This is a genomic window from Nocardia carnea, from assembly GCF_029868855.1.
Classification (GTDB): domain Bacteria; phylum Actinomycetota; class Actinomycetes; order Mycobacteriales; family Mycobacteriaceae; genus Nocardia; species Nocardia carnea_A.
This window is the reverse complement of record NZ_JARWOV010000060.1, coordinates 1-11,677: the sequence shown is the minus strand read 5'-3', so window position 1 is coordinate 11,677 and position 11,677 is coordinate 1. Positions and strand designations below refer to the sequence as shown.

Genomic DNA, 11,677 nt, shown 5'->3' with positions numbered 1-11,677 from the left:
CCGCGGCCGGGCGGGGGGGGGGGGGGGGCGGGGGCGGCCCGCGGGGCGGGCGCAATCCCGGGGGGCGGGGCGGCCGCCCCCCCCCCCCCACCGCTCGCGTTACTGCGGCCAACCCCCGTACGGGACGGTGATCAACTCCATGTAGTGCCCGCTGGGATCCAGGAAGTACACGCCGCGTCCGCCGTCGTTGTGATTGATCCGGCCGGGCGTGTTCTGATGCGGATCGGCCCAGTGCTCGAGTCCGTAGCGCTGGATCTTGGCGTAGGCGGCGTCGAATTCGGCTTCCGAGACCAGGAATGCGTAATGCTGGCCCTGGATCTCGGTGATATGCGGCGGGACCTTCGCGAAATCGAAGGTCGTCCCGTTCGCGGTGGGCAAGGGAATGAACGGTCCCCATTCGGGGCCTGATTCCAGGCCCAGGATATCGGCCCAGAACTCGGCCGATACCCGGTTGTCACGGCAGCCGACAATCGTGTGGTTGAACTGAACGGTCAAAGGAAAATCTCCTCGGATCGTGACGATCCCGACCCCGGGCTCGGTACAAGGCGGCCAACGGGAGCACCGTCACGGCAGATCAGGATAGTCCGATCCGGATAATGAGCAAGTTCCGGTCGCGGCCTACCGTGGTCGCATGAGAATTCGTGGGGCAGTCCTGGAACAGATCGGCGCACCCGGGCCGTATGCCGAGTCCACGCCGATCGCCGTCGGCGAACTCGAGCTGGCCGAACCCGGCCCCGGCGAGATCCTGGTGCGGATCGAAGCGGCCGGGATCTGCCATTCCGACCTCTCCGTGGTCGACGGCAATCGGGTCCGGCCGGTGCCCATGCTGCTCGGTCACGAGGCCGCCGGGAAGGTCGAGGCCGCGGGTCCGGGTGCCGGGCTGCCCGTCGGACAGCGGGTGGTGATGACGTTCCTGCCCCGCTGCGGCGAATGCGCCGGTTGCGCCTCGAACGGCCGGACCCCGTGTGTTCCCGGCAGTGTCGCCAACAATGCCGGGGAGCTCCTGTCCGGTGGCCGCCGGTTGCGCCGTGACGGCGCAGAAGTCCACCACCACCTCGGCGTTTCCGGATTCGCCACTTATGCGGTGGTGGATCGCCGCTCGGTGGTCCCGGTCGACGACGACGTGCCGCCGGACGTCGCCGCGGTATTGGGCTGCGCGGTCCTCACCGGCGGTGGGGCACTGCTGAACTCGGCGAAACCGGCCGCTACCGACCGTGTGATGGTGGTCGGGCTCGGCGGTGTCGGGATGGCGGCGGTGCTGGTGGCGGTATCGCTCGGCGTCCGCGAGGTGATCGCCGTCGATACCGTCCCGGAGAAACTGGAGCTGGCCCGCGATCTGGGTGCCACCGGCGCCCATACTCCGGCAGAGGTCGCCGACGGGGAGATCCGGGCCGAGGTGGTGGTCGAGGCCGTGGGTTCGGCCCGGGCGTTCGAGAGCGCGGTCGCCGCGACGGCGCCGGGTGGTACCACGGTGACGGTGGGCCTCCCGTCACCCGAAGCCCGAGCCAGTATCTCGCCGCTGGGGTTGGTCGCGCAGGGGCGCTCGATCGTGGGCAGCTACCTGGGTTCGGCTGTTCCGTCCCGCGATATTCCCGAGTACGTGAGGATGTGGCGGGAAGGCCGGTTGCCGGTGGAGAAACTGATCTCCGCACGGATCGGGCTGGACGATATCAACCGGGCGATGGACGAATTGGCCGCCGGGCATGCCCTGCGTCAAGTGATCGTCTTCTGACCCGGCGCGGTACGCGCCCGGTGCCTGGCGACGTTCACCCGGTTGGCACACCGATCGGAGCAGAAGCGCCGCCGCCCGTTTCGCGAGGTGTCGACGAAGACGCGGGTGCATTCCGGTCGCGCGCACCGGCCGATCCGGTCCGGCGCCGTGCAGAACAGTTCGGCCAGCCCGGCGGCGGTGTATGCCTTGACCCGTTCGTCGATCGGGGCGTTCTCGGCGGCGTAGTGCAGATGCGGTGAGCGCCCGTCGTGGGTCGAGATATACGGGCGGCTCGTGGTCTCGGCCAGCAGCGCGTTGAGCAGGTCGACACCGGGTGCGCGGAAGACCTCGTCGAGCCGTTGGATCCAGCTCCGCAAGGTGGCTTCCTGCCGCGGGCTCACCGGGCCGATCGGTTTGTACCCGGCCTCGGCGAGTAGCAGCGCGAGGTCTCGGCCGGGGTCTGCGTTGACCAGCCGGGCCGCGAGTTCGGCCGCGGCGCCACCGTAAGGGTTGAAATGCATAGAACCATTACACCAGGCTGGCGATATGACGATCACCTGCTCCGCCTGTGACTGGCCCGCGCCCACCCTGCTGTCCGCACACGGTGCGGTGCGCTACTGGCGTTGCGTCTGCGGGCAATGGCTGGTGAGCGAGGCGAATACGGTCACGGCCACACCCGGGAACAGTGATTTCGCCGTGGTCCCGGTGAGCTGACCCGTGCCTGAGGTCCGGGTCCCTCCCTCGGTCCGGGGTCGGCGTTGTCCGGTAGCCGGGGCCACAGCGACCACTAGGGCGGGGCCGAGTGCGGGCCGATCGCCGTGGCGGGTCGATCGGGCGCCGGCGGGCGGCGAATCCGGACGGATCGAGTCGCGCCGGGCGCAGAACATCCGCTGGACCCGCTGAACGCGTGCTCGCCCGGTGCGTTCGCGCCGAGACTTTGTCGTGCCCGCGCGGCTCCTGGTGGTCGCGCCCACCGTCGGTTCACACCGCGGAGTGAGTGGTGCCACGAGAATGTCGAGGGGGCCCGTCTTGCGCCGGCCGGCGCGCCATAGACTCGCTGGGTCCGGCTATCAGGTAGGAGTGGTGAGGTGACGACACCGATTCGGGTGGGTGTTCTGGGGGCGCAGGGCAAGGTCGGTCAGGCCATCTGCGCCGCGGTCGAGGCGGCGGGAGACCTCGAACTGGTCGCCGCCGTGGACAAGGACGATCCGCTGACGCGTTTCACCGAGACCGGCACCCAGGTCGTGGTCGATTTCACCCATCCCGACGTGGTGATGGGCAATCTGCGCTTCCTGGTGGACAACGGCATTCACGCCGTGGTCGGCACCACGGGATTCGACAGCGCCCGCCTCGACGAGGTGCGGGGCTGGCTGTCCGGCCGCCCCGACGTGGGAGTGCTGATCGCCCCGAACTTCGCGATCGGCGCGGTTCTGTCGATGCGGTTCGCTGAACAGGCGGCGCGATTCTTCGAATCTGTCGAAGTGATCGAATTGCATCATCCGAACAAGGCCGACGCCCCGTCCGGCACCGCCTACCGGACCGCGGGGATCATCGCCGAAGCACGTAAACAGGCCGGTGCCGCGCCCGTTCCGGACGCAACGACCACCGAACTCGATGGCGCGCGGGGCGCCGAGGTCGACGGGGTACGGGTGCATTCGGTGCGGCTGGCCGGGCTGGTCGCCCACCAGGAGGTGCTGTTCGGCACCCAGGGGGAGACGCTGACCATCCGGCACGATTCCATCGACCGCTCGTCGTTCGCGCCGGGGGTATTGCTGGGGGTCCGGCAGATCGGCGGGCGGCCGGGCCTCACCGTCGGGCTCGATCCCTTCCTCGACCTGTGAGCGAGTCCGGCGGCGCGACCGGCGATCCGGCCCCGGACCGCTCGGTGGTGAAGGTCGTCGCCATGGTGGCCTTTCTCGTCCTGGCGCTGATCTTCTACTTTCTGTGGCTGGGCCGGATCGCCGTGGAACTGCTGACCTCCGGCGATATCGCAGCCATCGGTCTGGGTGCCGGGGTTCTGATCCTGCCGCTGCTCGGTGTGTGGATGGTCGTGTCCACCATCCGGTCCGCGCTGGATCATCAACGGCTGGCCCGCCGCATCCACGACGAGGGGCTGGAATTGGCTGTCGACGATCTCCCGCGCCGTCCCTCCGGCCGGATCGAGCGGGCGTCCGCGGACGAGTTGTTCCTCACAGTGAAAAAGGAATGGGAGGCCGACCCCGACAACTGGCGGATCTCCTACCGGTTGGCTCGTGCCTACGATTACGCCGGCGATCGGGCCCGGGCGCGCAGCACCATGCGCCGCGCGGTGGAACTGGAACGCCACGAACGAAACTCGGGTACGGGGTAGCGGGGCCGAACCACCGCCTCGGCGCGGTTCACGTGTGCACCGGGAGCGGTCACCCAGACTAGGCTCGCCGGTGTGCCGACGTTGCTGATCATCCATCACACACCGTCGCCGTTCATGCAGGCGATGTTCGAGGCCGTGGTGTCGGGTGCCACCGATCCGGAAATCGAAGGCGTGGAGGTGGTGCGCCGAGCGGCGCTGGCCGTATCGCCGGCGGATGTACTGGCGGCGGACGGATACCTGCTCGGCACCCCGGCCAACCTCGGGTACATGAGCGGCGCTCTGAAGCACGCCTTCGACGTGATCTACTACCCCTGCCTCGATTCGACGCGGGGGCGGCCGTTCGGCCTCTACCTGCACGGCAACGAGGGCACCGAGGGAGCCGAGCGCGCAGTCACCTCCATCACGACCGGTCTGGGGTGGGCGAAAGCCGCCGACTACGTGGTGGTGTCGGGTAAGCCGGGCAAGGACGACCTCGAAACGTGCTGGGAACTGGGCGCGACCGTAGCGGCACAGCTGATGCAATAGAGAATTCGTCGCAGCGGTTCGGCGGTTCCCCTGGAATCTGGGGCTCACTTCGGCGCGCGCACACCGCCATACTGCTCTGGACGGGGGCGTGCCTGATGGGAGTTGTGGAGTGACGGACAGCGTCGGGGACCGGACGGGACCACGCCGTATCGGTCTGGTCGAGGACCACGAATCGGTGGCGATCGGCCTGGTGGCGATGCTCGAGGCCGAGCCGGACCTGGAATTGGTGGCGACCGCGGGCACGGTCGCCGGGCTACTGGACGATCCGGCCTGCCGGATCGAGGGTGCGCCGGCCCTGGACCTGGTGGTTCTGGATCTGCGACTGGCCGATGATTCCACCCCCGAGGACAATGTGACGGCATTGCGCGAGCACGGCGTCGAGGTGCTGGTGTTCACGGGCGCCGACAATCCGTACCTTGTGCGTTCGGCCGCCCGCGCCGGAGTCCTGGGTGTGGTCCGTAAATCAGAGGATGTGGCGACCGTGGTCGGCGCGGTGCGCCGCGCCGCGTCCGGGGAGCAGGTGGTGACCACCGATTGGGCCGCCGCCATCGACGGCGATCCGCAGTTGTCCAGCGTCGGGTTGAGCCCGCGCCAGGAAGAGGTACTCACGCTGTACGCCTCTGGGGAGAAGGCATCCCGGGTGGCGCGCCTGACCGGGCTCTCCGAACAGACAGTGAACGACTATCTGGGCCGGATCCGGCAGAAATACGCCGACGCGGGCCGGCCCGCACCCACCAAGACAGACCTCTACAAGCGGGCGATCGAGGACGGCTGGTTGCCGGTTCCCGAACATCGCCGGTCATGAGCGCGACCTTCTCCGTCGAGGTGCCGTCGCACCCGGGCCTGTGGCCGCGGCGGCTGCGAGACCTGTGGCCGGTAGCGGTATCGCTCGTTCGTTCGCGTAATTCCGGTCCCGAATCGGCCGCTGATCGGGTGGTCCGGCGGTTCGGCCTGGTGATCGGCCTGGTCGGGACGATCGCCGCGGTGCTGGAACTGCCCGAGATCATCGTGCAGCATCGGCCGGTCCCGTTGGTCTGGACCTTGATCGCGGTGACCGTCGCGTTCGGGATGCTGCCGGTACTCGCGGTGGTATCGCTGATCGCGGGACCGCAGCTCGTGCGTGCGGTCGCGGGTGCCGCCGCGCTGGGCTATCTCGCCGGGATGGCGCTGGTGATGCCCTATTACTACGAGATCGCGGAAGCACCGGGGCTGATCTGGGCGCATCGGCTGATCATGATCGGTGTGCTGGCGGCGGCGGTGGCCTGGCGGCCTTGGCTGGCGGTCGGCTACCTGGCGGTCACTGCGGCGACGCCGGGTATCGCGCTGTATGTGATGTTCGACGACACCACGGTGCCGGCCGTGGTGGACAACGTCGCCCGCAATGCCGGTTTGTGTCTGCTGTTCCTGTGGTGTGTCGTGCACGCGCGAGCGGCGGGTGCGCGGGTGGACCGGGAATCGGTGATCGCGGGCGAACGCGCGGCGGCGGTCGCGGGGACAGCGGCCAGGGAGCGAGAACGCGCACGCTTCGCCGTGCTCATCCACGATGCGGTGCTGTCCACACTGCTGGATGCCTCCCGCTCCGGTTCCGGCGTCACCTCGGCGGTGCTGCGGGCACAAGCGCGGCGCACGCTCGACCAGCTCGACGCCACCCGGTTCGCCGGTGCCGATACCGGATTGCTGGACGCGAACTCGGCCGTCGGATTCCTGCGGGCCGCCGTGCACGAGGTCAACCCCGACATCGAGTTCACCGTGCACCGTGGCGGGAACGAGAACGAACTGCGGATGCCGTTGTCCGCGGCCGGTCCGCTGGCCGCGGCGCTCACCGAGGCGGTTCGCAACAGCCTGCGGCATGCCGGAGTTCCGGGTCGTCCGGTACGCCGTGAGGTGATCGCTACGGTCGGCGCGGGCGGGCTGCTGGTCGTCTTCCGTGACGACGGTGCGGGTTTCGACCGGTCGGCTGTACCGGCCGATCGGCTCGGTATCTCGGCGAGCATTCTGGGCCGGATGCGTCAGTTGCCCGGCGGCGCAGGCTTCGTGGAATCGGAACCGGGACACGGGACAACGGTCACCTTGATGTGGGGAAACGCAGGAAGTGTCGACGATGACCGAGAAACGTAGTGGGCACGCCCGGCCGTTCACCAGGGTGGCGCAGTCCAGGACAAGGCCGGAGGGGATGCGGCATACGCACCGCCGGGCGGGTGGAGAGGCCGGCCACCGATGGGAGCCGTGTGAAACCAGGATGTGTGTCGGCGGTGGCCGGTGAAGCAACAACTCACCGAGAAACCGGGTGGTGGTGTGGCGGGGGCGCCGGTCGTTCACGGCAGGGCGGGCCTCGATGAGCGAGCGGTGGATTTCGAGCTACGCTCCCTGCTCGGTATGCGCGGCCGGTCCGGCTGGGTGTTCCGGGTAGGTCTCGCCGCGACCATCACGCTGTACACCACCCCGTCCTGGAACGAGGTTCCGGTCGCGCAGTTCTTCGTCGCGATCACCGCGATGCTGGGTGCCGGCGCGATTCTGGTCCTGCTGCCCGGCGACCCGCTGCCGTGGCCCGCCACTGCCGCGGTGATCGCGGCGGGGCCGGTGGCGGTGCTGGCGACACATCTGAACTCCGCCGAGGACGCGGTGCGCCAGCCCTGGGCGGCCTTCGCCGCCTCCTACGTGCTGGCTGTATTGGCGGTGCGCGGCCGGATCGTCGCGGCGTGGGCGGGCGCCGCGGCGGTGGCGGCAGTCGTCGGTTTCGTGGATATCGTGCTGGATATCTCGGTCGGATCCCTCTTCGTATCCATCCTCGCGCTGGCCTGCCTGGCCGGGGCCACGGTGTGTGCGCTGATCCTGCGGCCGACGCAGCGTTCGCTGCGCCTGCTGCACGACGACGTCGCCATGCGGGCGGCGGCCGAGGCGACCATGGCGGCCGAGCATTCCGAACGGCTCCGCCAGCTGAGCCGGTTGGACGAGCTGGCCAGGCCGATGCTGGAGCGAATCGCCCGCGGGGTGGAACTGACACCGGCCGATCGGGAGACATGCCGCCTGCTGGAGGCCGAATTACGGGACGGTCTGCGGGCACCGCAGCTGGTCACCGATCAGCTCAACGCCGCGGCCCGCGGTGCGCGGTCGCGCGGGGTGGAAGTCCTCCTGCTCGACGACGGCGGATTCGCCGGCGTGGCGGTGGCACTGCGCGCGCGGGTGCTCGATCTCGCCGTGCGCGAGCTGGATGCCGCCAATTCCGGGTCGGTCACCATCCGGGTGCTCCCGGCCGGACGGCGCAATCTGGCGACCATCCTGGCGAGCGCACCCGGCGGGGATCGGCGTACCGAGATCGGCAGTACCGGCGAAATCCTGGTCTCGACCTGATCAGGGTGTGGTGTCGTCGCGTTTACCGGTCCCGTAGCCGCCACGCATCTGATCGCGCAACGCGCCCGACACCACCCCGGCCATCCAGGAGTTCAGGGATTGCCCGCTCTGCGCGGCGGCCTCTTCGGCCCGGGATTTCACCTGTTCGACCAGCCGCAGGGTCACCCGGCTGATATCGCCGGTCATTTCCTCGAAGGTGGGGTTGTCACCGGCCGGGGCGCGGCCCACTTCGACAGTGGCTTCGTCGTCGTGCAGCGAGACCCGTACGGTGCGGTCGCCCAGCTCGGTCGAGACGGTATCGGCGAGTTCGGTGAGCGCCGCGAGCAGGGCCAGCCGAGCCGAGTTCTCCACCGCCTTGGCGAGCGCCTCGGCCGTGGCCTGCGTTTTCTCGTCGCCGAGGGCGGCCGCGGCGATCAGGTCGTCGCGAATTCGGGCGGTGTATCGGGTCAGATCCATGACATCAGTGTGGCGCCTATTGTGATGTCATACAACCCCTGGAGCGACATCATATAGATGTCGGAATGATGTCATAACTCGTTCCCGCGGCCCAGAACACAGACGAGGGTGTCGAGGCCTGCCCGGCGACCGGGTAGCCTTTCTGACCATGACGAACGGTGAATCGACGCCTCCGGTGTTGAGCGCGTCCGGCACGGTAGGTGTCGCGATGGTGACCCCCTTCAGCGCCGAGGGCAAGCTCGACATAGACACCGGCGTCACCCTTGCGCACCGTCTGGTCGAGCGGGGTGTCGACCTGCTCGCGATCTCCGGCACCACCGGCGAATCGCCGACCACCACCGAATCGGAGAAGGCGGATCTGTTGCGGGCGGTGGTGGACGCGGTCGGTAACCGGGCCACCGTTATCGCGGGCGCCGGAACCTACGACACCGCGCATTCGATCGAACTCGCCCGTAATGCCCAGCGCGCGGGCGCGCACGGCCTGCTGGTCGTGACCCCCTACTATTCGCGGCCGACCCAGGAGGGTCTGTTCGCACATTTCACCGCCGTCGCCGATGCCACCGATCTTCCGGTGACCCTCTACGACATTCCGCCCAGATCGGTGGTGCCGATCGCCTCGGATACGATTCGCCGACTCGCCGAACATCCGCGGATCGTCGCGGTCAAGGACGCCAAGGGTGACCTGAACGCCGGCGCCGCACTGATCGCCGAAACCGATCTCGCGTTCTACTCCGGCGACGATATGTTGAATCTGCCGTGGCTGGCGATGGGTGCCGTCGGATTCATCAGCGTGATCGGCCATCTGGTGCCGGAGCGGCTGCGCGAGATGGTTGACGCATTCGCCGCCGGCGATGTGGTGCGTGCCCGGGATATCAACACCAGCCTGCTCTGGCTGAATGCCGCCATGGCGCGGCTCGGCGGAGTAGCGATGACGAAGGGTGGACTCCGATTGCTCGGCGTGGACGTGGGGGAACCTCGACTGCCGCAGATCATGCCGAGCCCGGAACAGCTCGAGGATCTGGCCGCCGACCTGCGTGCCGCCGGGGTGCTCGAATGACCGACCCCGCTGCCCGCCGTCCCCGGCGCACCGCCCGCCGCGACGCCGGCCCCGCGGCGCCCGCGCCGGCCCCGCGGCCCGAACCCGCCCGCGCGCCGGAACCGGCGCCACCCGCGGCACCGCCCGTCGCCCGTGAGCCCGAGACCCCGGCCGCACCGGATCCGGTAGTCGCGGCGCAGGAACCGGAAACCACGGCGGTACGGCCGGAGACGGCACCGGACGCTCGCTCCACGCGGGACAAGCCGCGGCGGGGTAAAGGACGCCCGTCCGGGCGTGGCCGCGGTGATTCCGCTCGCTCTGTTCCCGCGGTACCCCCGGAAACCGCCGCGCAGGACCGCCTTCCGCTGCCGCCGAAGCTGCCACGTCAAGGACTGCGGGTGTTCGCACTCGGCGGTATCGGCGAAATCGGCCGCAATATGACCGTTTTCGAATACGGCGGCAAACTTCTCATCGTCGACTGCGGTGTGCTGTTCCCCGAGGACCAGCAGCCGGGCGTGGACCTCATCCTGCCCGATTTCCGGCCGATCGAGGACCGGATGGACGATGTGGCCGCGGTGGTGCTCACCCACGGGCACGAGGACCATATCGGCGCCGTGCCGTTCCTGCTGCGCCTACGGCCCGATATCCCGGTGGTGGGGTCGAAGTTCACGCTCGCCCTGGTCGCCGCGAAATGCCGGGAGCACCGGCTGCATCCGCGGCTCGTCGAGGTCACCGAGGGGGAGCATACCGAGCACGGACCGTTCGACTGCGAGTATTTCGCGGTCAACCATTCCATCCCGGATGCGCTCGCTGTCGCGATCCGGACGCCCGCCGGGACGATCCTGCACACCGGTGACATCAAACTCGACCAGCTTCCGCTCGACGGCCGGCTCACCGATCTCGCCGGTTTCTCCCGCCTCGGTGACGAGGGCGTGGATCTGTTCCTGGTCGATTCCACGAACGCCGAGGTCCCCGGATTCGTCACTCCGGAACGGGAGATCGGCGGTGTGCTGGACACCGTGATCGGCAAGGCGCGCAGCCGGGTCATCGTCGCGTCCTTCGCCAGTCATGTGCACCGTATCCAGCAGGTCGTGGATGTGGCCCAGAAGTACGGCCGCCGCGTCTGCTTCGTCGGCCGGTCGATGGTGCGCAATATGCAGATCGCGCAGGATCTCGGCTATCTCACGGTGCCGGACGGGCTGGTCGTCGATCTCGACCAGGCTGCCACCCTGCCGCCCGCCAAACTGGTCCTCATCTCCACCGGCTCCCAGGGCGAACCGCTTTCGGCGCTGTCGCGGATGGCGCGCGGTGACCACCGCCAGATCCATATCCGCGCCGACGATCTGGTGGTGCTGGCGTCATCGCTCATCCCGGGTAACGAGAACTCGGTGTTCACCGTGGTAAACGGGCTGGCCCGGCTCGGCGCGACGGTGATCACCCAGCAGAACGCGAAAGTCCACGTCTCCGGGCACGCTTCGGCCGGGGAACTGCTGTACCTGTACAACGCGGTCCGCCCGACGAACGCCATGCCGGTGCACGGGGAATGGCGGCATCTGCGCGCCAACGCCGCGCTCGCGGTCGCCACGGGAGTTCCCGAGGACCGGGTGGTGCTGGCCGAAGACGGTGTCGTCGTGGATCTGGTCGACGGGATCGCCTCCATCGTCGGCCGGGTACCGGTGGGGCATGTCTATGTCGACGGCCTGTCGGTGGGCGATGTCGGCGAATCGACCCTGTCGGATCGGCTGGTCCTCGGTGAGGGTGGTTTCATCGCCATCACCGTCGCCGTCGATGCGACCACCGGTAAAGCGGTGAGCACGCCCGAGGTGAGCGGTCGCGGTTTCTCCGACGATCCCACCGCGCTGGCCGAAGCCGCCGAACTGGTGGAGGCGGAACTGCTGCGTCTGGCCGGAGAAGGCGTCACCGAGACCCACCGTATCGCCCAGAGCGTGCGCCGGGTCGTGGGGCGCTGGGTGGCCGATACCTACCGGCGCCGGCCGATGATCGTGCCGACCGTACTCGGCGTCTGACACCGTCCCGCCGGCGCGGGTGACGCCCGGCGGGCACAACGCGGAAAACCCGCCCGGGGTAACCACCACCCCCCCCGCGGGCACGGCTCAAAACCCGGGTCGGGGGACCCTGCTGTGGGGTGGGCAGGGGGGCCCACCCACCAAAAAACCCCCGCCCACAAACAACCACGACGGCACCACAAACGGCGGTACAGCCCCACCCGTGATCGCTTTCCCTGAAC

13 protein-coding genes are annotated in these 11,677 nt (G+C 68.9%); 10 read left to right on the top strand and 3 right to left on the bottom strand.

Annotation, left to right across the window (positions count from 1 at the left end):
- Positions 1-99 precede the first annotated feature (99 nt).
- Positions 100-495: a VOC family protein gene (locus tag QH195_RS05190; protein WP_280434499.1), complete on the bottom strand. Its 396-nt coding sequence runs from the start codon at positions 493-495 to the stop codon at positions 100-102.
- A 136-nt stretch (positions 496-631) separates the two neighbouring features.
- On the opposite strand from QH195_RS05190, the gene QH195_RS05185 reads away from it, so the two are divergent.
- A complete protein-coding gene (locus QH195_RS05185) occupies positions 632-1,732 on the top strand; it encodes an alcohol dehydrogenase catalytic domain-containing protein (protein WP_280434498.1) in 1,101 nt (366 codons plus the stop codon).
- On the opposite strand, the gene QH195_RS05180 is transcribed toward QH195_RS05185, so the two are convergent.
- Positions 1,714-2,232, bottom strand: a complete 519-nt coding sequence (locus QH195_RS05180) for a CGNR zinc finger domain-containing protein (protein ID WP_280434497.1) — start codon at positions 2,230-2,232, stop codon at positions 1,714-1,716. The two genes, QH195_RS05185 and QH195_RS05180, sit on opposite strands and share 19 nt — an antisense overlap.
- Before the next feature lie 25 nt (positions 2,233-2,257).
- On the opposite strand from QH195_RS05180, the gene QH195_RS05175 reads away from it, so the two are divergent.
- The 7 genes from QH195_RS05175 (at position 2,258) to QH195_RS05145 (ending at position 7,937) form a co-directional block, all read left to right on the top strand.
- The gene (locus tag QH195_RS05175) at positions 2,258-2,425 is read left to right on the top strand and encodes a hypothetical protein (RefSeq protein ID WP_280434496.1); all 168 of its coding nucleotides are present in this window, start codon (positions 2,258-2,260) and stop codon (positions 2,423-2,425) included.
- A gap of 374 nt (positions 2,426-2,799) precedes the next feature.
- Positions 2,800-3,552, top strand: a complete 753-nt coding sequence (gene dapB / locus QH195_RS05170) for a 4-hydroxy-tetrahydrodipicolinate reductase (RefSeq protein WP_280434495.1) — start codon at positions 2,800-2,802, stop codon at positions 3,550-3,552.
- Positions 3,553-3,614: 62 nt separating this feature from the next.
- The gene (locus tag QH195_RS05165) at positions 3,615-4,061 is read left to right on the top strand and encodes a hypothetical protein (protein ID WP_280434500.1); all 447 of its coding nucleotides are present in this window, start codon (positions 3,615-3,617) and stop codon (positions 4,059-4,061) included.
- 72 nt (positions 4,062-4,133) lie between these two features.
- Positions 4,134-4,586, top strand: coding sequence for a flavodoxin family protein (locus QH195_RS05160; RefSeq protein ID WP_280424374.1), 453 nt, complete (start codon positions 4,134-4,136; stop codon positions 4,584-4,586).
- Between the two features lie 109 nt (positions 4,587-4,695).
- A complete protein-coding gene (locus QH195_RS05155) occupies positions 4,696-5,391 on the top strand; it encodes a response regulator transcription factor (RefSeq protein WP_280424373.1) in 696 nt (231 codons plus the stop codon).
- A complete protein-coding gene (locus tag QH195_RS05150; RefSeq protein WP_280434494.1) occupies positions 5,388-6,704 on the top strand; it encodes a sensor histidine kinase in 1,317 nt (438 codons plus the stop codon). The genes QH195_RS05155 and QH195_RS05150 overlap by 4 nt, the downstream gene beginning before the upstream one ends.
- Before the next feature lie 141 nt (positions 6,705-6,845).
- Positions 6,846-7,937 carry a hypothetical protein gene (locus tag QH195_RS05145; protein WP_280434493.1) on the top strand — a complete coding sequence of 364 codons (1,092 nt, stop codon included), beginning with the start codon at positions 6,846-6,848 and terminating at the stop codon, positions 7,935-7,937.
- Here QH195_RS05145 and QH195_RS05140 read toward each other — a convergent pair whose 3' ends face one another.
- Positions 7,938-8,393: a hypothetical protein gene (locus QH195_RS05140; protein ID WP_280424370.1), complete on the bottom strand. Its 456-nt coding sequence runs from the start codon at positions 8,391-8,393 to the stop codon at positions 7,938-7,940.
- Between the two features lie 148 nt (positions 8,394-8,541).
- Between QH195_RS05140 and dapA the strand changes: the two genes are divergently transcribed.
- Both dapA and QH195_RS05130 read left to right on the top strand, forming a co-directional pair.
- A complete protein-coding gene (gene dapA / locus QH195_RS05135; protein WP_033241455.1) occupies positions 8,542-9,450 on the top strand; it encodes a 4-hydroxy-tetrahydrodipicolinate synthase in 909 nt (302 codons plus the stop codon).
- Positions 9,447-11,456, top strand: a complete 2,010-nt coding sequence (locus tag QH195_RS05130; RefSeq protein WP_280434492.1) for a ribonuclease J — start codon at positions 9,447-9,449, stop codon at positions 11,454-11,456. Before dapA ends, QH195_RS05130 begins: the two co-directional genes overlap by 4 nt.
- Positions 11,457-11,677: the final 221 nt, after the last annotated feature.